This window comes from Streptomyces sp. NBC_01298, assembly GCF_035978755.1.
In the GTDB taxonomy this organism is placed as follows: domain Bacteria; phylum Actinomycetota; class Actinomycetes; order Streptomycetales; family Streptomycetaceae; genus Streptomyces.
In genome coordinates this window covers 5737007-5758030 of record NZ_CP108414.1, presented here as the reverse complement: position 1 = coordinate 5758030, position 21024 = coordinate 5737007, and the positions used below count along the sequence as shown (strand labels likewise).

The following is a 21024-nucleotide window of genomic DNA, read 5'->3' as shown; positions in this document are numbered from 1 at the left end:
CGGACCTCACCGTGCTACAACTGGTCTACACCACTGAGTGGTGTAGACCACGTAGGCCTTTCGGCCCGGGGTCCTCCCCTTTCCTGAGACGCCGCCATCCCCCCTTTTTTGCCATGTCCCCAGGCAGCGTCTTGTCCACTGGAGGAAGTTGATGAGTACGGCCACCGCCGCTCCCGCCAAGAAGCGGGGCTCCGGCCTGATCCAGGGTCTGCAGAAGGTCGGCCGCAGCCTTCAGCTGCCGATCGCCGTTCTGCCGGCCGCCGGTATCCTGCTGCGCCTCGGCCAGCCCGACGTCTTCGGCGTCGACGGCCTCGGCTGGGACAAGGTCGCCGGGGTGTTCGCCGCCGCCGGCAGCGCTGTCTTCGGCAACCTGCCGCTGCTCTTCTGCATCGGTGTCGCGATCGGCTTCGCGAAGAAGTCCGACGGCTCCACCGCCCTCGCGGCGCTGGTCGGCTTCCTGGTCTACCAGAAGGTCCTCACGGCCTTCCCGGTACACGAGGCCATCATCAACACCACCGAGAACAAGGGTGTCGACGTCCCCGCGGTGATCAACGACCCGGGTGTCCTCGGCGGCATCATCATGGGTCTGCTCGCCGCGGTCCTGTGGCAGCGCTTCCACCGCACCAAGCTGGTGGACTGGCTCGGCTTCTTCAACGGCCGCCGCCTGGTCCCGATCGTCATGGCCTTCGTCGGCGTCCTCGCCGGTGTGTTCTTCGGCGTCGTCTGGGAGCCGATCGGTGAGGTCATCTCCAACTTCGGCGAGTGGATGACCGGCCTCGGCGCCGGCGGTGCGGGCCTCTTCGGCCTCATCAACCGCGGGCTGATCCCGATCGGCATGCACCAGTTCGTCAACACCATCGCCTGGTTCCAGATCGGTGACTTCACCACCGCCGCCGGCGACGTCGTCCACGGTGACCTCACCCGCTTCTTCGCCGGCGACCCGGATGCGGGCATGTTCATGTCCGGCTTCTTCCCGATCATGATGTTCGGTCTGCCGGCCGCCGCTCTGGCCATCGCCCACAGCGCCCGTCCGGAGCGCCGCAAGGCGGTCACCGGCATGATGGTCTCGCTCGCCCTCACCTCGTTCGTCACGGGTGTCACCGAGCCGATCGAGTTCTCCTTCATGTTCATCGCCCCGGTCCTGTTCGCCATCCACGCGGTGCTGACGGCCGTTTCCATGGCCGTCACCTGGGCACTCGGGGTGCACGCCGGCTTCAACTTCTCCGCCGGCCTGATCGACCTGGGCCTCGGCTGGAGCAAGGCGACCTCGCCCTGGCTGATCCTTCCGATCGGCCTGGTCTTCGCAGCGGTCTACTACTTCGGCTTCCGCTTCGCGATCACCAAGTTCAACCTTCCGACGCCGGGCCGCGAGTCCGACGAGGAGCTCGCCGAGATGGAGAAGGCCGAGGCCAAGTAGGTCTCCCGCCCCACACCACGGAAAAGCCCCCGCTCTCCCGGAAGGGAGGGCGGGGGCTTTTCCGTACCTGCGACCTGCGTGCGCAGAAGCCCGGCTCAGACCTCGTACACCGCGCCCGTGTACGCCAGCTCCACCGGGCCGTCGTAGACGGCGCGGGCGTCCGCCAGGTTGCGTTCGGCGTCCGTCCACGGCGGGATGTGGGTCAGGACGAGCCGGCCGGCGCGGCCGGCGCGGGCGAACTCCCCGGCCTCGCGCCCGTTGAGGTGGAGGTCCGGGATGTCCTCCTTGCCGTGCGTGAAGGAGGCCTCGCACAGGAAGAGGTCGGTGTCCTCGGTGAGCAGGCCCAGCTCGCGGCAGACACCGGTGTCGCCGGAGTACGTCAGGGAGCGGCCGCCGTGCTCGACGCGGATCCCGTAGGACTCGACCGGGTGGCAGACCTTCTCGGTGCGGACCTGGAACGGGCCGATCTCGAAGGTGCCGGACTTCAGGGTCCGGAAGTCGAAGACCTCGCTCATGGAACGCTCGTCGGGGACGTCCTCGTAGGCGGTGGACAGCCGCTTCTCGGTGCCCTCGGGGCCGTAGACGGGGATGGTGCCGCAGCGGCCGCCCTCGTGGCGGTAGAAGCGGGCGACGAAGTACGCGCACATGTCGATGCAGTGATCGGCGTGCAGGTGGCTGAGGAAGATCGCGTCGAGGTCGTAGAGCCCGATGTGGCGCTGGAGCTCGCCGAGGGAGCCGTTGCCCATGTCGAGGAGCAGCCGGAAGCCGTCGGCCTCGACGAGGTAGCTCGAACAGGCCGATTCCGCGGACGGGAACGACCCCGAACAGCCGACGACGGTGAGCTTCATGGAGCGTGAACCTCCGTGGACGGTCCGTGGACGGAATGCGGGCCGTGCGTGGGTCGAGCGTAAGGCGCGAAAGGTCCGGTCGCTCCTCCGCGGCAGGCCGTTGTGGGGCGAATCACCTGAGCTGTCACCCGGGGGAGCGACGGGGCGGACCCGGGTTGCCGTGCGGGCGCGGTGTGGCGCGGCGCGGTGGGTGTGCCGCTGCCGTGCCGGGGGCGTCGGGCAGGACTACGGTCGGAGTATGGACACGTCCTGGTGGCCGGCGGTCGCCGCCGTGGTGGTCGTGATCCTGCTGGTGCTCCTCCCCCGGCGGGCGCGGCCGCTGCGGCGGGCCGCGGATCCGCCGCACGGACCGGGCCCGCTGCCGCGGCCGGAGGCCGGCGAGCTGTGGTCCCTGGAGGACGGGCGGCCCGTCCTGGTGCTGGGCGTACGGGGCCACCGGGCGCGGATCGCGCGGATCACCGGGAAGTACGACGACCGGCGCGCCGGGGTGATCCCGCTGCCGCCGGGGGTGGTGGGGGCGCGGGGCGCGTTCCTGGAGGCGGACCGGGCGGTGGAGGTGTCGGTGTGGGAGTTCGCGAGGGCGCGGCCGCTGGGGGCGGTGGATCCGGCGGTGTGGGACGAGGTGAAGGGGCTCGGGGGGCCGGGGCCCGGGGCGCCGGGGTCGTCCGGCTGAAGCGGGTCTACGATCCCCCGGACCCGGAGCTGGACGGGGTCCGGGTGCTCGTGGACCGGCTGTGGCCGCGGGGGCTCTCGAAGGAGGCGGCGGGGGTCGACGAGTGGGCGAAGGCGGTCGCCCCGTCGGGGGAGCTGCGGAAGTGGTTTCACGGGGGCGGGTCTGTGGCGGAGTTCCGGGAGCGGTACGGGGCGTAGCTCCGCGGGGAGGAGGCCGTGGCCGAACTGGCCCGGCTGCGGGCCGTGGCCGCGGCCGGGCCGGTCACGCTGCTGACTGCCGTCAAGGATCCGGGGGGCAGCCATGCGGGGGTGCTGGCCGCACTGTTGGCGGGGCCGCCTTCTTAACGCCGTCCGGCGGTGGCCGGTCGGGGCGCTCGGCCCTGCCGCCCCGGCGCGGTGCCCGGCGGGCGAGTGCGGGTGGAGGCCCTGCGGGGCTGTCCCCTACCCACCCTTCCACCGTTCCCCGGGCCAGCCCGGACCCGGTCCTCAAACGCCGGACGGGCTGAAAGGAACAGGCCCCGGGCTGCGCCCGGACCCCCTGGGGCTCCGCCCCAGACCCCGCGCCTCAAACGCCGGCGAGGCTGGATATCCCCAGCCCCCCGGCAACGGCGCCGCACGTGGCCGGGGTCCGGGGCGCAGCCCCGGGGAACGGGCGAAGGGCGGGTAGGGGACCCAGCCCCGCAGGGCCAACCCACCCGCACCCGCCCACCAGCCCCACGCCGAGACCGCAGTGGCGGCACCGCCGACCCGCCACCGCCGGACGGAGTCCGGCGCAGCGCCGCGAAGCCCGCGCAGCGGTGCGAGCGACGCGTTGAGAAGGAGGTGCGGGCTACGCCCAGAGTTGGCCCTGGAGGACTTCGATGGCTTCTTCCGTGGTGGCCGCCGTGTAGACGCCCGTCGAGAGGTACTTCCAGCCGCCGTCGGCCACGACGAAGACGATGTCGGCCGATTCGCCCGCCGCCACCGCCTTGCGGCCGACGCCGATCGCCGCGTGCAGGGCCGCGCCCGTGGAGACGCCCGCGAAGATGCCCTCCTGCTGGAGGAGCTCCCGGGTGCGGGTGACCGCGTCCGCCGAGCCCACGGAGAAGCGGGTCGTCAGGACCGAGGCGTCGTACAGCTCGGGGACGAAGCCCTCGTCGAGGTTGCGCAGGCCGTAGACGAGGTCGTCGTAGCGCGGTTCGGCCGCGACGATCTTGACGCCCGGGACGTGTTCGCGCAGGTAGCGGCCCACGCCCATAAGGGTTCCGGTGGTGCCGAGCCCCGCCACGAAGTGGGTGATCGAGGGGAGGTCCGCGAGGATCTCCGGGCCGGTCGTGGCGTAGTGGGCGCCCGCGTTGTCCGGGTTGCCGTACTGGTAGAGCATCACCCAGGAGGGGTTCTGCTCCGCCAGTTCCTTCGCGACGCGGACGGCCGTGTTCGAGCCGCCCGCCGCCGGCGACGGGATGATCTCGGCTCCCCACATGGCCAGCAGGTCGCGCCGCTCCTGAGAGGTGTTCTCGGGCATGACGCACACGATCTTGTAGCCCTTGAGCTTCGCGGCCATCGCGAGGGAGATGCCCGTGTTGCCCGAGGTGGGCTCCAGGATCGTGCAGCCGGGGTACAGCCGGCCGTCCTTCTCGGCCTGCTCGACCATGTGGAGCGCGGGGCGGTCCTTGATCGAGCCGGTCGGGTTGCGGTCCTCCAGCTTCGCCCAGATGCGGACGTCGTCCGAGGGCGAGAGCCGGGGCAGGCGTACCAGCGGCGTGTTGCCGACCGCGGCCAGGGGGGAGTCGTAGCGCATTACTTCGATCCGCCGGCTACGGCCGGGAGGATGGTGACGTTGTCGCCGTCCTTGAGCGCGGTGGAGATGCCGTCCAGGAAGCGGACGTCCTCGTCGTTGAGGTAGACGTTGACGAAGCGGCGCAGTTCGCCGCCCTTGCCCTCGTCGATGATGCGCTCCTGGATGCCCTTGTGGCGGGTCTCCAGGTCGGTGAAGAGGTCGGCCAGCGTGGCGCCCTCCCCCGTGACGGCCTTCTCGCCGTTGGTGTAGGTGCGGAGGATGGTGGGGATGCGGACCTCGATGGCCATGGCAGGCTCCAGTCAGGATGGTGAAGGGAAGGCGGGCGAAGCGGAGCAGGCGTGAGCGCGTGCGGCCCCGCGAGGGGGCCGCCGGGGGCTCAGGCGGCTGTACAGATGGCGCTGGCGAGGCGGCACAGGTCGACGTGCAGCCGCGCCACAAGCAGCAGCCTGCCGGGCGTCTCGATGCTCACGTCGTGGGAAACCATGCGGTCATGTTAACGATTCCCGGTCCCTGGTTTGGAGTGTGATCCCGCATCGTGGACGGATCTCGCTCACATACTGAGAAGTAGCCCTGTGGGGGTGCCTCAGTAGGCCGCTACGACCTGCACTTCTTCCTCCGTGATCACGCCTTCGACGATCCGGTACGACCGGAACTGGAACTCCCCGAGGCCGTCCTTGTCCGCCGTGGAGACCAGGACGTAGTGCGCTCCGGGCTCGTTCGCGTACGTGACGTCCGTGCGCGAGGGGTAGGCCTCGGTGGCGGTGTGCGAGTGGTAGACGACGACGGGCTCCTCGTCCCGGTCGTCCAGCTCGCGGTACAGCTTCAGCAGGTCCTTGGAGTCGAACTCGTAGAACGTGGGCGACCGGGCCGCGTTCAGCATCGGTACGAACCGCTCGGGGCGGTCCGTGCCGGCCGGGCCGGCCACCACGCCGCAGGCCTCGTCGGGGTGGTCCTGACGGGCGTGCGCGACGATCTGGTCGTACAGGTCCTGGGTGATGGTCAGCATGAGCGACAGGATAAGCAGACGGGCCCTCCCGTACCGAGGACTGGTACGGGACGGCCCGGATGGTGGACACGATCCGCCGTTCACAAGGGATCGCGCCCGAATGCCGCGCGGTTCCCGCCCGTGACAGGCGGCCGGGACCCGCGGTTCGTGGAGGCCTTACGAGGCCTTGGAGGCGCTACGAGGCCTTGGTGAAGGCCGCGCCGCGCGGGTCGCGGGACTTCATCACCAGGTAGGAGACGCCGAGCAGCAGACCCCACAGGGGGGCGCAGTAGAGCGAGACCCGGGCGTCCTTGTCGATGCCCATCATCACGATGACCATGCCGATGAAGGCCAGGGCGAAGTAGCTCGTGAACGGGGCGCCGGGGGCGCGGAACGGGGACGCGGGGAGGTCGCCGCGGTCGGAGGCGGCGCGGTAGCGGATCTGGCAGACCAGGATCATGATCCAGGCCCACATGCCGGAGATGGTGGCGAAGGAGACGACGTAGTCGAAGGCCTTGCCCGGGGCGACGTAGTTGATCCAGACGCCCACCAGCATCAGCGCGGCGGAGAAGGTGGTGCCGACCAGCGGGGTGCCGCTCTTGGTGAGCTTGGTGAAGAACTTCGGGCCCTGGCCGTTGAGGGCGAGGTCGCGCAGCATGCGGCCGGTGGAGTACATGCCCGAGTTGCAGGAGGAAAGGGCCGCGGTCAGGACGACGAAGTTGACGATCGCGGCGCCGACGCCGAGGCCCATCTTCTCGAAGGCGGCGACGAAGGGGCTGACGCCGGGCTGGAACTCGTGCCACGGGACGACCGACAGGATCATGATGAGCGCGCCGACGTAGAAGACGGCGATGCGCCACGGCACGGTGTTGATGGCCTTGGGCAGGGTCTTCTCGGGGTCCTTGGACTCGCCGGCGGTGACGCCGACCAGTTCGACGGCGAGGAAGGCGAACATCACGATCTGCAGGGTCATCAGCGTGCCGCCGAGGCCCTTGGGGAAGAAGCCGCCGTCGTTCCACAGGTTGGAGACGGTGGCGGTGTCGGCCGCGTCGGAGAAGCCGATGGTGAGGATGCCGGCGCAGATCAGGATCATGCCGACGATGGCGGTGACCTTGACCATGGAGAACCAGAACTCCAGCTCGCCGAAGAGCTTCACGGAGATCAGGTTGGCGCCGTAGAGGATGACGGTGAAGATCAGCGCGTACGCCCATTGCGGGAAGCCGTCATGGGTCCAGTACGACATGTACTGCGCCGCGGCGGTGACTTCGGTGATGCCGGTGACCACCCAGAAGAGCCAGTAGGTCCAGCCGGTCACGTACCCCCAGAAGGGGCCGAGGAACTCCCGGGCGTAGTCCGAGAAGGAGCCGGACACCGGGCGGTACATGAGCAGTTCGCCCAGCGCCCGCATGATGAAGAAGATGACCAGGCCCGCGATGGCGTAGGCCAGGATCAGGCTGGGGCCGGCCTTGGAGATGGCCTTGCCGGCGCCCAGGAAGAGGCCGGTGCCGATGGCGCCGCCGATCGCGATCATCTGGATCTGGCGGGCTCCGAGTGCGCGGTGGTAGCCGTCGCCCTCGCCCGTGTCGTGCTGCTGCTCGTCGACCTGTACGGAGGTCATGTCTTGGTGCGCCTTTCTCCACGCCGACCCGCGCCATGACTGGCAGCGGATCGGGTCCTCGATCCCCCCGGATACGGATGGAGTTGCACGCCGGCGGTCAGCCGGTTCAAGCAGGCCGGGGGGCATGGGTGGCGCCCCGTCGGCGGTCGTGAAGATTTATCACGTGCTTACCGGTGCGAGAGGGCGGAAAATGTGACGCAGGGCATAAAAAAATCAGGACAGAGGTCCTGAAATGGATCAGATCACCACATCGTGGTGATCTGATCGTTATCCGGATTTGAGCGTCCGCTGAGCGAACGGCGGACGTACTTGAGGATCTTCAGAGGGTTCCCCGGGAGGTACCCCCGGAGGTTCCACGGGCGGTCCCTCAGAGGGTCCCGGCGAGCGTCTCGATCAAGGTCTCCTGGAGACCGCCGAGCCAGAGGTAGGCCATCACCATCGGCTTGCGCGGGTCGTCGTCCGGGAGCCGGAACAGCACCGCGCTCTCGTCGTCCTCCGTGATGTCGAGGCGGGCCGCGATGGTGAGCCGCAGGTCGTTCAGGGCGCCCAGCCAGCGCAGGCGCAGCTCCCCGTCGACCTCCAGGACGGCCGCGCCGTCGCCCGCGGGGCTCAGCCCGTCCAGGCTCCGTACGACGGCCAGCGCGTCCTCCCGCTTGCGGGTGCGCAGGTCGTTCTCGGTGAAGCGGCGGAACTCGGCCGAGTGGGCCCGCAGCTCCTCCGTGTCGGCGTTCGCCGGGGTCTCCGGGCCGCCGTAGGCGTCGGGGAAGAGCCGGGCCAGGGCCGGGTCGGAGGGGGGCTCGGTGGGGCCGTCGGAGGCGGCGAAGAGCGCGGCCAGCGGGTCGGCGTCCGGCTCGGGCTCCGGCTCGCCGGGTCCGATGAGCTCCAGCAGCTGTACGGCCAGGGAGCGCAGGATCGAGATCTCGATCTCGTCCAGCGCGATGGCGGCCCCGCCGGCCTTCAGGGGTTCGAAGACGCCGCCCATCAGTTGCGGTCCTGGGACATGGTCGCCCAGAGGCCGTAGCCGTGCATGGCCTGCACGTCCCGTTCCATCTCCTCGCGGCTGCCGCTGGAGACGACCGCCCGACCCTTGTGGTGGACGTCCATCATCAGCTTGTTCGCCTTGTCCTTGGAGTAGCCGAAGTACGCCTGGAACACGTACGTCACGTAGCTCATGAGGTTGACCGGGTCGTTGTGCACCAGGGTCACCCACGGGACGTCGGGTTCGGGGACCGCGAAGGTCTCTTCGGCGGATTCGGTGCGTTCGATCTCAATGGGAGCAACACTCACTTGTCCCATGCTGCCACTGACAGGGGCCCGTCGCACAAACGGGCCCCTACATCTCGTCACTCTGACGAGATGTGCGCTAGCATCCGTCACATGAACCCTGCGGACCTGGGCCTGCCGGTGGACGTGCCGTCGACAGCGCTCTTCACGGACCATTACGAGCTCACGATGCTGCAGGCCGCGCTGGCCAGCGGCACGGCCGACCGCCGCTCGGTCTTCGAGGTGTTCACCCGCCGGCTCCCCGAGGGGCGCCGCTACGGAGTGATCGCGGGGACCGGCCGGGTGCTCGACGCGGTGGAGAACTTCCGCTTCGACGGCGCCGTACTGGAGTTCCTGCGCGAGCGCGGCGTCGTCGACGCCCGCACCCTCGACTGGCTCGCCTCGTACCGCTTCTCCGGAGACATCTGGGGCTACCCGGAGGGCGAGGTCTACTTCCCCGGCTCCCCGGTCCTGCGCGTCGAGGGCAGCTTCGCCGAGTGCGTGCTGCTGGAGACCGTGATCCTGTCGATCCTCAACCACGACTCCGCGATCGCCGCGGCCGCCTCCCGGATGTCCTCGGCCGCCGGCGGCCGGCCGCTGATCGAGATGGGCGCCCGGCGCACGCACGAGCTGGCGGCCGTCGCCTCGGCGCGCGCCGCGTACGTCGGCGGTTTCACCTCGACCTCGGACCTGGCGGCCGGATTCCGGTACGGGATCCCGACGGTCGGCACCAGCGCCCACGCCTTCACCCTGCTGCACGACAGCGAGCGGGACGCCTTCACCGCCCAGGTCGCCTCGCTGGGCGGCTCCACCACGCTGCTGGTGGACACCTACGACGTCGCGGAGGCGGTCCGCACGGCCGTGGAGGTCGCCGGGACGGACCTGGGCGCCGTCCGCATCGACTCCGGGGACCTGCTGCTGGTCGCGCACCGGGTGCGGCAGCAGCTCGACGAGCTGGGGGCCACGGGGACGAAGATCGTGGTGACCTCGGACCTGGACGAGTACGCGATCGCCTCGCTGGCGGCCGCTCCGGTGGACGCGTACGGGGTCGGCACCCAGCTGGTGACGGGCAGCGGGCACCCGACGTGCTCGATGGTCTACAAGCTGGTGGCGCGGGCGGCCTCGGCCGACCCGAAGGCGCCGCTGGTGTCGGTGGCGAAGAAGTCCTCCGGCGGCAAGACCTCCGTCGGGGGACGCAAGTGGGCGGCCCGGCGGGCCGACTCCGAGGGGATCGCGGAGGCGGAGGTCCTCGGCACCGGGCCGGTGCCGGCCGCGCTGGCGGACAGGCAGCTGCTCGTGGAGCTGGTCAAGGGCGGCGAGGTCGTGGCCCGCGAGTCCCTGGAGACGGCCCGGGACCGCCACCGCGAGGTCCTGGCGGGCCTGCCCCTGTCGGCCACGCAGCTGTCCCGCGGCGAGGCCGTGATCCCGACCGAGTACGCGTAGCGCCGGGGCGGGGCCGGGCCGCGAACCCGGCGCAGCCGGGGCCCCTGGGGCTCCGCCCCAGACCCCGCGCCTCAAACGCCGGCGGGGCTGGATTCGGCTGAGGCCCGGCCTGCGGCCCGGCCTGCGCGTGCGCGCCTCGCGGGCCTGGGGCGGAGCCCCAGTTTCGGGAAGGGGCGGGGTGGGGGAAAGGCCCCGCAGGGCCCCGCGCCGTCTCGCCAGGACCACTCCGCCCCACAAGAACACCCAACCGAAGGGCACCGGACATGCACCGCGCACTGATCGTCGTCGACGTCCAGAACGACTTCTGCGAGGGCGGCAGCCTCGCGGTCACCGGCGGGGCCGACATCGCCGCCTCCATCACCGAGCTCATCGGCCAGGCCACCGCCGGGTACCGGCACGTCGTCGCCACCCGCGACCACCACGTCGACCCCGGGTCCCACTTCGCGCACCCCCCGGCCCAGCCGGACTACGAGACCTCCTGGCCGGTGCACTGCGTCGCCGGGACCGAGGGCGTGGGCTTCCACCCGAACTTCGCGCCCGCCGTCGCCTCGGGGGCCGTGGCCGCCGTCTTCGACAAGGGGGCGTACGAGGCCGCGTACAGCGGTTTCGAGGGCGCGGACGAGAACGGCCGCGGGCTCGTGGAGTGGCTGCGCGACCGGCAGGTCACCGAGGTCGACGTGGTCGGCATCGCCACCGACCACTGCGTGAAGGCCACCGCCCTGGACGCGGCCCGCGCGGGGTTCCGTACGCACGTGCTGCTGGACCTGACCGCAGGCGTGGCCCCGCACACCACGACCCGAGCGCTGGCGGAGCTCCGGGAAGCCGGGGTGGAGCTGAGCGGGACCCCCGTGGTGGCCGGCTGAGAACCCGGCTGAGGCCCAGGCTGAGGCCCCGCCTGAGGCCCCGGCCACGTCACCGGGGCCGCCCGGCCCCGCCCCGGGGCCCGGCCCCGCCCGGTCACCCCAGCAGGGCCCTGATCGGGTGCCACAGCTCCGCCGCCCGGTCCGGGGCGGAGCGCCAGAGCAGGCCGTCGGGGTGGTGCAGGACGGCGGTGATCTCGTCCGGCGTGGGCGGCTGCGCGTTCCCGCGCAGGTAGACGGCGCGCAGTCCGAGGTTCCGCAGCCTGGTCAGGGCGCGGGCCCGGTTCACCGCGTGCACCAGCACGCGGACGTTTCCACCTTCGGCGGCGCCTGCGACGCCGGCTGTGCTGCGCCCTACGAGTCCGCCCTTGACGGCGCCGACGGCACCTTCCACGGACGGTCTGGGCAGCGTGAGCGCGACGACCACGCTGCCGCCTGGCAATCGGACGAAACCTCCACCGGGCATGTCTTCATCTCCCCCGTCAATAAGAAACTCAGCCCACGCATCTAAACGCGATCGGCCGCCGCCCGCTAGGGGGCGACGGCCGATCATGTTTTGACCTGCGGTTTTACCGAATTACTTGGTGGAGGGACCGACCTCGACCGTCATGACGAGACCGTCGTAGGTCTCCTTCACGATCTTGATCTTGGTGTTGGTGTCAGTGGTCTTCACCGAGCCGGTCGGGTTCTCGTCGTAGAAGTACTTGCCCTTGTGGTCGTCGAAGACGAGCTGCGCGGGCTTGGGCTTCAGGAAGAGCTCCTGGCCGTTCTTGTGCAGGGTGATCGCATCCGTCTTGTACGCGCTGAAGGCGGCGTCGTACGGCTGGATCTTGTTGCGCAGCAGGGTGCCGTCCGACCACTTCATCGGCTTGGCGTTGGCGTCGATCGGAAGGATCAGACCGGCGCCGGGGTGCTGGCTGGTGTTGTTGTCCTTCTGGGAGGTGTCCCACTGCCAGATCAGGAGGCCGTCCTGGTAGGCGTAGTGCTCGACCCAGTTCGGCTTCGTGTTGGTGAAGCCGAAGTTGTACGGACCGACCTTGAGGGTCTTGTCGTACGAGACGTAGCGGCGGTTCTCGGCCAGGTAGTACTGCGCGTACTCCTTGGTGAAACCGGAGCCGACGCGGGAGAAGCCCTTGCCGGTCCAGCCGTTGTCGCCGTTCTCCGCGCCGTCGGTGAAGACCGTGGCGCCGTCCGCCGTGATGGCGAGGGCGTCACCGGTGAAGCCCTTGCCGCCCGCGCCGCCGTCCGTCTGGTAGCGGAAGCGGAGGTTGACCTTCTTGCCCGCGTAGGCGTCCAGCGAGTAGGCCAGGTTCTTCCAGCCGCCCGAGACGCCGGTGAGCGACGGGCTGTTGGAAGCGTCGACCGGGATGGCCACGCCGTCGGCGGTGCCGGCGAGCGCGGTCCAGGTGGCGCCGCCGTCGGTGGAGACCTCGGTGTACAGGAAGTCGTACTCCGCCTCGATGTCCCACCAGCCCTTGAGCGACAGGGCCGCGGAGGACTTGCCGGTCAGGTCGACCGAGCGGGTGAGGGTGTTCTTGAGGTCGTCACCCATGTTGCTCCACCACTGCGAAGCACCCTCGGCGGGAGCGACGATGTCGGTGGTGACCTTCTTCTTGGGAAGGTCGACGAGCAGCGCCTGCTTGTCCTTGGTGTTGTACTCCGAGACGCCCAGCTTGTGGGTGGACTTCGTCGCGGCCTTGGCCTTGTCGTAGTTCAGCCAGCCCAGCTGGAACTTGTCCCAGGCGGTCATGTCGCCCGGGAGGTCGCCTATGGAGTCCTTGCCGTTGCCGAGCCAGGAGCCCGCCGACATCAGGGACCAGAAGCCGACCGAGTTCTCGCCGCCACCGGAGGTGTCGTAGAGGTCCGGCAGGCCCAGGTCGTGGCCGTACTCGTGCGCGAAGACGCCGAGGCCGCCGTTCTCGGGCTGCATCGTGTAGTCGCCGACCCAGATGCCGGTGTTGCCGATCTGGGTGCCGCCGGCCTTGTTGTTCGCGGGGCCGTTCTTGCCGGCCTCGGTCCCGTAGGCGTACCAGCGGTGGGCCCACAGGGCGTTGGTGCCCTGCACGCCGCCGCCGGCCGACTCGTCCTCGCCCGCGTGGACGATCTGGAAGTGGTCGATGTAGCCGTCGGGCTCGTTGAAGTTGCCGTCGCCGTCGAAGTCGTAGCGGTCCCAGAGGTCGTACTGGGCCAGCTGCGCCTTGATCTGCGCGTCGGTCTTCCCGGCCTTCTTCTGGCCCTCGGCCCAGGCGGTCACGCCGTCCTTGACCGTGTCCCAGACGTTGGCGCAGTTGCTCTGGCCGCAGTAGTTCGAGCCGTAACGGGCCTCGTTGTACGGGACCTTGACCCAGTCGGCCACCTCGCCGTCGACCGAGTAACGGCCCGAGGAGGTCTTCTCGTAGTAGGTCTTCAGCGAGTTCTTGCCCTTGCCGGTACCGAAGTACAGGTCCTGGAAGTACGCGCGGTTGAAGTCCTTGCGCCAGGCCGTGCTGTTGTTCACAGTGCGGTCGGGCTGGGCGATCTGGTTGTGCTGCGGGCCCGGGTTGCCGCCGTACTTGGGCACGGGCGGCTTGGGGCCGGCACCGTCCGGGTCGAACGTGGTGGTGTTGTCCACCTGGTCGCCGAAGTCGACGAGGATCGTGAAGATCTTGTCGGTCTTCTCGCGGCCGAGCTCGACGTACTTCTTGTCGTCGAGCTTGACGACCTTGGAGGCGCCCTTCTGCTCGACGGTCTTCTTGCCGCTCAGCACCTGCTCCAGGGCAGCCTTGCGGGCCTGCTCCTGCTGCTTGCTGAACGGGCCTTCGAGGTTGTGCTTGACCTGCTCCTTCGAAGGAGCGGTCGGGTCCTGGCGGTCCGCGGCGGACACCTTCGCACCCGGGTCTGCCGTGGCCATCGTGAAGGCGGCGCCGGTGGCCGCCGTCGCTGCCAGGGTCACGCCGATTGCGGCGGCGCGCAGCGCTCGTCGTCTGGCCGAGTTGCTGGTCACTTGATGTCGTTCCCCTCCCGCGGCCGCGAAGTGGTGCGGAACTTCTCCGTAGGAGTTGGGGGGTTCCGTGCGGCGCGCGTCTCAAGTGACGACATTTGACCGGAGAGACGCGAGAAAAGACAGACCTTGACTTGTTCCTTACAACTGCACTATGCGGTCACCGAGTTCCGCTATTCGGACGTTCGGCGGCCATAGGGGACGAAGGGGACTTCCGACCCCCCATCGGACCCGCCCCGGGTCCGCCCCGGACTCGCCCCGGACCATCCCCCGGCAGTCGTCGGGCCCCATCGAACCAGAGGGAATCCCCTCGGTCCCGTCCACCCCTCCCCGCCCCCCGGACCCCTTCGGTGCCCCCCGTGCGCCCCCTGTGCTCCGCTGCCTCCCCCCACATGAGTGAGGTCACGCTTACCGACAGTTCCGCTCGGGCATCCACCGTCGTAGGGTCACTCGGCGCCAGCCCCGGCCGAGCCGACCCCCCCTCCCGCTTCGAGGACGGATATCGCCATGCCGCGTCCGACTGCCGCACAGCTCGCCTACGGGTCCGCCACCGTCATCGTCTCGACGATCGCCATGCTGCTGCTCTCGCAGACGAGTACGGGACTCGGCATCGCGGTCATCTCCGCCGCCGCCCTCGCCCTCGGGGTCCTCGTCGCCCTCACCGTTCCGCTGCCCCGCCGGCGCGGACGGCACGCGGCGACCCGTACGAGGACCGCCTCGCCCGTGCCGGACACCGTCCCGCAGGACGTGCCGGCGGGCGCCCCGGCCGCGGCTCCGGCCCCGGTCGAGCACCCCGTGCACCACTGACGGGACGCCACCGCTCCGACACCACCGCTCCGCCCCCGCGCACAGCGCGGCGCGGGCGGCCTCCCCCGTGGGGAGACCGCCCGCGCACACCGGACCGGGTACTTCTACGCGGCTTGGACCACCACGGTCTTGGCCACCTTGTCGTGCAGACCCTGCTTGTAGGGCTTGTCGACGAGCATCGAGATGACGAGCGCGATCGGCCACAGGCAGAAGCAGCAGATCAGCGTCGGCAGCCAGAGCACGGCGGCGCGGGAGAGGGCGGCGTTGGACTGCGGGACGCTGCCGTCGTTGAGCATCGCGACGCGCAGGCCCATCCACTTCTTGCCGAGGGTCTGGCCGTTCTTCTTGACGAACCACCAGTCGTAGCCGACGTACGCGACGATCGAGATCAGCGTCATGATCAGTCCGCTGCCGCTGTAGGACTTGGTGATGACCTCGGTGACGTCCTCGCCCTCGTTCGTCTTCACCGTGTAGCGGTTGCGGTCACCGGCGAAGAGCTGGATGACGAACAGCGGGACGGCGATGATCAGCAGGTCGATGACGCGCGCGGCGAGCCGCTTGCCGAAGTCGGCGAGCGGCGGCATCCCGGCGAGCGGGTCGGGCATGCCGTAGCCGCCCCCACCACCGCCGTACGGGTCGTTGCCGCCTCCGCCGTACGGGGGCGGCGGGGGCGGGTAGCCGCCTCCCCCGGGCGGGGGCGGCGGCGGGTAGCCCCCGCCGCCTCCGGGCGGCGGAGGCGGGAAGGCCCCGCCGGCGCCTGCGGGCGGTGAGCCGTACGGCGAACCACCCGACGGCGGAGGCGTCGGTTCCTGGGGCTTCTTGAGGAACGGGTCGTCCTCGGGCGGCTGGCCCGGCGGCGGCTGGTCGGTGCTCATGGCCCGAGTCGAACCCGGCCCGGAGCGGCCCGCAACGGGGACGCGTCCATTCGGGGGACACCGCGCTCTGGGACGGCCCGCAGGGGCCCTAGCGGGCCACGTACGTGCGTGCGGCGCGGTCGTGGAGGGTCCGGCGCCGCTGCCGGTCCGCGAGGGCCCACAGGGCCCCCGGGAGGCCCAGGAGGGCGTACACGAGCCAGCGGCGCAGCGCCGCGCCGAAGCGGGGCGGGCGGAGCGTGGCGGTGGCCAGGACCCGTACGCCGAGCAGCTTCTTGCCCGGGGTGCGGCCCCAACGGGCGGTGGGCAGGGCCTCGTAGAAGACGCCGAAGAGGAGGACGACGCCGAGCACGAGGCCCAGCGAGCCGCCGGTGGTCCCGTCCAGCAGCCACACGGTGGTGGTCCGGCCGGCCGCCCGGGCGGCGTCCACCTTGGCCTCGAGGTGCGCGGTCGTCCCCGGCACGAGGGGCAGCGCCACCCCGGTCGCGACGGCGGCGTACACGAGGGAGTCCAGCAGCCGGGCGGTCGCGCGGCGCACGAGCCCGGCGGGGCGCACGGCCCGCTCCGCCATCCGCTCGAACACCGCGCGTCCGGTCCGCTCGGGACGCGGAGCCGGGGGCACGTCGGCCCCGGCCCGCTCCGCACGGTCGGCCCGCTCTACGGGGGCCGCGCGCCGGGCGGGCTCCGCCGGGGCGGCCGGGGCGGGGCGCTCCGGGCGCCGTACGCGTTCCACCGGCTCCGGGTCCGCACCCGGAGCGCCGGGCCGCGCGGGAGCGGGGGCATGGGCCGCGACCGGGGAGGGCGCCGACAGGATGCCGAGCCCGCCCGGGGCGGCGGAGCCGGACGCCTGCGCGGGCAGGGCGGCCGACACGGGGGCCGGGGCCGAGTGCCGGGCCGGGGCCGGGGCCGGGTCCTGAGCCGCGCGGTGGGCCGGCGCCGGGGCGTGAGCCGGCGCCTGCGCCTGGAGCGGCGCCTGGGCCTGGAACTGTCCGGGCGCCTGGGCTCGTAGTGGTGCCGGTGCCGGTGCCGCTGCCTGGTGCGGAGTGGGGGCCGGTACCGACGGGCGGGCCAGGGAGATCCCGCCGGGGCGGGCCGCGGCCTCCTCCTCGTGCCCCCAGGACACCCGGCGGTCGCGCGGCCCGCCGAAGCCGGACTGGTGGAGCGGGTCGGCCTGCCATTCCGCGGCCGCGGACCCGGGCTCGGACCCCGACGCGTATCCCGACTCGTATCCGGGCTCGGATCCGGACGCGTATCCGGGCTCGTATCCGCCCGCGTCCCCGGCCGCGTCCGCGGCCCCCGCCCCCGCCGCCGGCCAGGACCCGAAGTCCGACCGCGAAGCGGACTCCGCCCAGGACTCCACCTCCGACCGCGCGGCCGGAGCCGCGGCGGAGCCCGCGGGCTCCGGCCAGGACGGCGGTGCGGGTACCGGGGCGGGTGCCGGGGCGGGCCGGGGCCGCGGTCTGTGTTCAGCCCGTTCCGGCTCGCGCAGCGCCTCGCTCATGCCCGTCTGGTCGAGGAACACGGGACCCGTCTCGTCGGCAGGGGCCGCGGGGCGGCTCGTACCGGGAACCCAGTTCAGGCCGTTCCAGAACCTGACGTACCCGGGGATGGACGGATCGGGGTAGTAGCCCTCGCGGGCCGCGTGCTCGCCGTCACCAGGGGAGGCCGTCAATGTCCCCAACTCCGATCGTGGCTTGAGGCTTCTTGCAGGGGTGGACCATAGCCAAGAACCGCCCCCCGACAGGTCCGGTAACGGGAGAATCCAAGCGTTCGGGCGAACCCTGACGAACCCTGACGAGCGCAGCCCCGTACGAAAGAATTCGGTCAGCCGATAGATTTCGGCCAATCCTCGATCTGCCTCGCGAACTCGCGTCATACCCGGGCACTTCGGCGCTCTCTCCGGGTGTGGGCCGCTCCAGGGCCCCGCGCACCACCCGAACACGCACCCGTACCGAAGTGAGGCCGCCATGCAGCACCCCGTCGTCGAGCGCGAGCTGGAACTGAAGCTGGTCCTGTCCCCCGAGCGCAGCGTGCCCGTCCCCGCCCGCCTGCTGTACCTGACGGACGACCCGTACGCCGTGCACATCACCTTCCACACCGGCTCCAGCACCCCGGTCAACTGGACCTTCGCCCGCGAGCTGCTGGTCGAGGGGGTGTTCCGTCCGTGCGGCCACGGAGACGTGCGGATCTGGCCCACGAAGGTCGGCCAGCAGGCCGTCCTGTGCATGGCCCTCAGCTCGCCCGACGGCGACGCCCTGCTGGAGGCCCCCGCCGTGTCGGTGTCGGCCTGGCTGGAGCGGACCCTGCGGATCGTGCCGCCCGGCACCGAGGCCGACCGGCTCGGCCTGGACGCGGCGCTGGCCGAGCTGCTCGCCCCGACCCCGGCCGACGAGCTGTGGATGCGCGACCCGTGGCCGTCGGACGAGTCCGCGGACGGGGACCTGTGACTCAGAAGAGCTTGCCCGGGTTGAGCAGCCCCTCCGGATCGAAGGCGTGCTTGACGGCGCGCTGCATCTCCAGTCCCACCGGGCCGAGTTCGCGGGCGAGCCACTCCTTCTTCAGGACGCCGACCCCGTGCTCCCCCGTGATGGTCCCGCCCAGTTCGAGTCCCAGCGCCATGATCTCCTCGAAGGACGCGCGGGCCCGCCGGGTCTCGTCCTCGTCGGCGGGGTCGAAGCAGACGATGGGGTGGGTGTTCCCGTCGCCGGCATGCGCGCAGACCCCGATGAGCAGGTCGTGCGTACGGGCGATGGCGGCGGTCCCGTCCAGCATCTCGGCGAGCCGCGTCCGCGGTACGCACACGTCGTCGATCATCGTCGCGGGCCGCAGGGCCTCCAGGGCGGGCAGGGCCATCCGGCGCGCCTGGAGGAGCAGTTCGGACTCCGCCGCGTCCTCGGCCGGTACGACGGCGCTCGCCCCGGCGGCGGTGCACAGCGCCCCCACGGCGGCCAGGTCCTCGGGCGCGTGCGGGGTGTCGAAGGCGGCGAGCAGCAGGGCCTCGGTGGTGTCGGGCAGGCCCATCTTGCCGAGCGCGTTGACGGCGCGGACGGTCGTACGGTCCATCAGCTCCAGCAGCGAGGGCGTCAGTCCGGCCTCCATGACGGCGCAGACGGCCGCGCAGGCGGCCGCGGCGGAGGGGAACTCGGCGGCCAGCGCGAGCTGGCGGGGCGGTGCCGGGCGCAGGGCGAGGACGGCCCGGACGACGACGCCGAGGCTGCCTTCGGAGCCGACGAACAGGCGGGTGAGGTCGTACCCCGCGACGCCCTTGGCGGTGCGCCGGCCGGTCCGCAGGAGCCGGCCGTCGGCGAGGACCACGTCGAGGCCCAGCACGTACTCGGCGGTGACCCCGTACTTGACGCAGCACAGACCGCCGGCGGCGGTGCCGATGTTCCCGCCGATGGTGCACTGCTCCCAGCTGGAGGGGTCCGGCGGGTAGTGCAGGCCGCGCTCGGCGACGGCGCGCGAGAGGACGGCGTTGACGACGCCCGGTTCGACGACGGCGATCCGGTCGACGGTGTCGATCTCCAGGATCCGGTCCATCTTCACGAGGGACAGCACGACGCAGCCGTCGGAGGCGTTGGCCGCGCCCGACAGGCCCGTACGGGCTCCTTGGGGGACCACGGGCACGCGCAGCGCGTGGGCGGTGCGCATCACGTGCTGGACCTGTTCGACGGTCCGGGGCAGGACCACGGCGGCCGGGGTGCCGGCCGCGCAGAAGCTCGCCATGTCGGTGGAGTAGGAGGCGGTCACCTGGGGGTCCGTCAGCAGGGCCTCGGGCGGGAGGCCTTCCAGGAGCAGCGCGTGGAGCGTGCGTGAGCCATCGTCAACTTCGTCAGCCATGGTGCCAGCGTGACAGTCGGGGCCATCGGTGTGAACACGCCCGCGACGCTCTTCGGACACCTCGGCGAACTCTTCATATTGACGCACAGTGACTCCATGGACCCTATGCGCGACGCATCCGTCTCTCAGGAGAGGCAGCGGCAGGCTGCCCCGCCCGTGACCTTCACCGGCCGCAAGACGCTCGTGGCGGCGGCGGCCCTGGTGGTCCTGATCGCCGGGGCCCTGGTGATCCGGCCGGCCCGCACGGGCGACGACGCGCGCCCGCCGGGGCCCAGCGAGCGGGCCCGGGCGGCGGTCGGCATGGGTGCTCCGGCGGCGGCGGTGGACCTGTCGGCGCTGGTCGCCGACCGGGAGAAGTGGGTCGCGGAGCACCCGGACGACGAGGGCTCGTGGGCGGTGCTCGGATCGGCGTACCTGGAGCAGGCCCGGCGGACGGCCGATGCCGCCTGGTACCCGAAGGCGGAGGGCGCCCTGAAGCGCTCGCTGGAGCTGCGCCCGGCGGAGAAGGGCAACTTCGACGCGATGACGGGCATGGGCGCGCTGGCCAACGCCCGGCGGGACTTCGGGACCGGGAAGAAGTGGGGCGAGCTCGTACGGGCGCAGGCGCCGAAGCGGTGGACGGCGTACCCGGTGCTCGTGGACGCGTACGGCGGTCTCGGGGACTACAAGGCCGCCGAGAAGGCGATGGAGAGCCTGGTGGACCTGCGGCCGGGGCTGGCGGCCTTCACGAAGGCCTCGCAGGTGTACCGGGACCGGGGCTGGCGCGAGGACGCGGCCATGTCCATGGAGCACGCGGGGGGCGCGGCGAAGGCCCCGGCGGAGAAGGCCTACGTACTGTTCCGGCTCGGGGAGCTGGCGTGGGAGCGCGGTGACGACGCGGAGGCGCTGAAGCAGTACGAGGCCGCGCTGCGCACCGATCCGGGCCAGGCGGCGGCGCTGGGCGGCCGGGCGCGGGTGCTGGCGGCGCTGGGCCGCGGCGGTGAGGCCGTACGGGACTACCGGCTGGCGCTGGGCCGGGCCGCGTTGCCGGCGCTGTCGCTGGAGCTGGGCGAGCTGCTGGAGTCGCTGGGCCGGGGCGAGGAGGCGAAGGCGGTGTACGACGGGCTGGCGGCGCAGGCCGCCCGGAGCGGGGTGAACGAGGAGCTGGTCCTGGGCCGCTTCGAGGCGGACCACGGCGACCCGGGCGCGGCCGTACGGCGCCTCACGGCGGAGTGGGCCCGGCACAAGAGCCTGCCGGTGGCGGACGCGCTGGGCTGGGCGCTGCACAAGACGGGCGACGACACGGCGGCGCTGGAGTACGCGAAGAAGGCCACGGAGCAGGGGCTGCGGCTCGCGGAGTTCTCCTACCACCGGGCGGTGATCGAGCGGGGCCTGGGCGACGAGGCGGGGGCGCGGCGGCACCTGGAGGAGACGATGCGGACGAACCCGCGCTTCTCCCCGGTACGCGGACCCCTGGCGAAGGCGGCCCTGGCGTCGATCGGCAAGCCCCCGTCGGGCGGCCCGGAGAACATGCAGCCCACCACCCCGTGGGTGGCCCCGGAACTCCCGAAGGCGAAGCCGGTGCCCAGGCCGAAGGCGGTGCCCAAGCCGAAGGCGAAGCCGTAGGGGGCTCGCCGCGGACGCCGGTGGGGCCGGAAGA

20 protein-coding genes and 1 pseudogene are annotated in these 21024 nt (G+C 71.6%); 8 read left to right on the top strand and 13 right to left on the bottom strand.

Annotated elements, in window-relative coordinates; genetic code table 11:
• Positions 1-151: 151 nt before the first annotated feature.
• Complete coding sequence (locus OG730_RS26150) at positions 152-1417, top strand: PTS transporter subunit EIIC (RefSeq protein WP_327306520.1); 1266 nt, start codon at positions 152-154, stop codon at positions 1415-1417.
• A 95-nt stretch (positions 1418-1512) separates the two neighbouring features.
• On the opposite strand, the gene OG730_RS26145 is transcribed toward OG730_RS26150, so the two are convergent.
• Entirely contained in the window at positions 1513-2265 is a 753-nt protein-coding gene (locus OG730_RS26145; protein WP_327306519.1) for an MBL fold metallo-hydrolase, read from the bottom strand.
• Between the two features lie 238 nt (positions 2266-2503).
• Between OG730_RS26145 and OG730_RS26140 the strand changes: the two genes are divergently transcribed.
• Positions 2504-2938 carry a hypothetical protein gene (locus OG730_RS26140; protein ID WP_327306518.1) on the top strand — a complete coding sequence of 145 codons (435 nt, stop codon included), beginning with the start codon at positions 2504-2506 and terminating at the stop codon, positions 2936-2938.
• A pseudogene (locus OG730_RS26135) lies at positions 2878-3282 on the top strand (DUF488 domain-containing protein). Before OG730_RS26140 ends, OG730_RS26135 begins: the two are co-directional and overlap by 61 nt.
• A gap of 484 nt (positions 3283-3766) precedes the next feature.
• Here OG730_RS26135 and OG730_RS26130 read toward each other — a convergent pair.
• From OG730_RS26130 to clpS, 7 genes are all read right to left on the bottom strand, one after another.
• The gene (locus OG730_RS26130) at positions 3767-4717 is read right to left on the bottom strand and encodes a PLP-dependent cysteine synthase family protein (RefSeq protein ID WP_327306517.1); all 951 of its coding nucleotides are present in this window, start codon (positions 4715-4717) and stop codon (positions 3767-3769) included.
• Positions 4717-5004 carry a MoaD/ThiS family protein gene (locus OG730_RS26125; protein ID WP_327306516.1) on the bottom strand — a complete coding sequence of 96 codons (288 nt, stop codon included), beginning with the start codon at positions 5002-5004 and terminating at the stop codon, positions 4717-4719. The genes OG730_RS26130 and OG730_RS26125 overlap by 1 nt, the downstream gene beginning before the upstream one ends.
• Positions 5005-5093: 89 nt before the next feature.
• On the bottom strand, positions 5094-5201 hold the full coding sequence (locus tag OG730_RS26120) for a putative leader peptide (RefSeq protein WP_323182362.1): 108 nt from the start codon (positions 5199-5201) through the stop codon (positions 5094-5096).
• A 99-nt stretch (positions 5202-5300) separates the two neighbouring features.
• Positions 5301-5723 (bottom strand): M67 family metallopeptidase, encoded by a 423-nt coding sequence (locus tag OG730_RS26115; RefSeq protein WP_327306515.1) that lies wholly within the window; start codon positions 5721-5723, stop codon positions 5301-5303.
• Between the two features lie 175 nt (positions 5724-5898).
• Entirely contained in the window at positions 5899-7320 is a 1422-nt protein-coding gene (locus tag OG730_RS26110; protein ID WP_327306514.1) for an amino acid permease, read from the bottom strand.
• 367 nt (positions 7321-7687) lie between these two features.
• Complete coding sequence (locus tag OG730_RS26105; protein WP_327306513.1) at positions 7688-8302, bottom strand: DUF2017 domain-containing protein; 615 nt, start codon at positions 8300-8302, stop codon at positions 7688-7690.
• Positions 8302-8616 carry an ATP-dependent Clp protease adapter ClpS gene (gene clpS / locus OG730_RS26100; protein WP_243337276.1) on the bottom strand — a complete coding sequence of 105 codons (315 nt, stop codon included), beginning with the start codon at positions 8614-8616 and terminating at the stop codon, positions 8302-8304. The genes OG730_RS26105 and clpS overlap by 1 nt, the downstream gene beginning before the upstream one ends.
• Before the next feature lie 81 nt (positions 8617-8697).
• Here clpS and OG730_RS26095 point away from each other — a divergent pair, with 81 nt between their 5' ends.
• Together OG730_RS26095 and OG730_RS26090 are read left to right on the top strand one after the other, a co-directional pair.
• Positions 8698-10026: a nicotinate phosphoribosyltransferase gene (locus tag OG730_RS26095; RefSeq protein ID WP_327306512.1), complete on the top strand. Its 1329-nt coding sequence runs from the start codon at positions 8698-8700 to the stop codon at positions 10024-10026.
• A gap of 263 nt (positions 10027-10289) precedes the next feature.
• Complete coding sequence (locus tag OG730_RS26090; RefSeq protein ID WP_327306511.1) at positions 10290-10889, top strand: isochorismatase family protein; 600 nt, start codon at positions 10290-10292, stop codon at positions 10887-10889.
• Between the two features lie 94 nt (positions 10890-10983).
• On the opposite strand, the gene OG730_RS26085 is transcribed toward OG730_RS26090, so the two are convergent.
• Together OG730_RS26085 and OG730_RS26080 are read right to left on the bottom strand one after the other, a co-directional pair.
• Positions 10984-11352: a hypothetical protein gene (locus OG730_RS26085; RefSeq protein ID WP_327306510.1), complete on the bottom strand. Its 369-nt coding sequence runs from the start codon at positions 11350-11352 to the stop codon at positions 10984-10986.
• A gap of 111 nt (positions 11353-11463) precedes the next feature.
• On the bottom strand, positions 11464-13869 hold the full coding sequence (locus OG730_RS26080; protein ID WP_327306509.1) for an immune inhibitor A domain-containing protein: 2406 nt from the start codon (positions 13867-13869) through the stop codon (positions 11464-11466).
• Between the two features lie 504 nt (positions 13870-14373).
• On the opposite strand from OG730_RS26080, the gene OG730_RS26075 reads away from it, so the two are divergent.
• Positions 14374-14673, top strand: coding sequence for a hypothetical protein (locus tag OG730_RS26075; protein WP_327306508.1), 300 nt, complete (start codon positions 14374-14376; stop codon positions 14671-14673).
• A gap of 104 nt (positions 14674-14777) precedes the next feature.
• Here OG730_RS26075 and OG730_RS26070 read toward each other — a convergent pair whose 3' ends face one another.
• On the bottom strand, positions 14778-15548 hold the full coding sequence (locus OG730_RS26070; RefSeq protein WP_327306507.1) for an RDD family protein: 771 nt from the start codon (positions 15546-15548) through the stop codon (positions 14778-14780).
• Positions 15549-15636: 88 nt separating this feature from the next.
• Entirely contained in the window at positions 15637-17217 is a 1581-nt protein-coding gene (locus OG730_RS26065; protein ID WP_327306506.1) for an RDD family protein, read from the bottom strand.
• 295 nt (positions 17218-17512) lie between these two features.
• Between OG730_RS26065 and OG730_RS26060 the strand changes: the two genes are divergently transcribed.
• A complete protein-coding gene (locus OG730_RS26060) occupies positions 17513-17992 on the top strand; it encodes an SsgA family sporulation/cell division regulator (RefSeq protein WP_327306505.1) in 480 nt (159 codons plus the stop codon).
• A 1-nt stretch (position 17993) separates the two neighbouring features.
• Here the strand turns inward: OG730_RS26060 and OG730_RS26055 are convergent, their stop codons facing one another.
• Positions 17994-19385, bottom strand: coding sequence for an FAD-binding oxidoreductase (locus OG730_RS26055; RefSeq protein WP_327306504.1), 1392 nt, complete (start codon positions 19383-19385; stop codon positions 17994-17996).
• A 96-nt stretch (positions 19386-19481) separates the two neighbouring features.
• Here OG730_RS26055 and OG730_RS26050 point away from each other — a divergent pair, with 96 nt between their 5' ends.
• The gene (locus OG730_RS26050) at positions 19482-20990 is read left to right on the top strand and encodes a tetratricopeptide repeat protein (protein WP_327306503.1); all 1509 of its coding nucleotides are present in this window, start codon (positions 19482-19484) and stop codon (positions 20988-20990) included.
• The last annotated feature ends 34 nt before the right edge of the window (positions 20991-21024 follow it).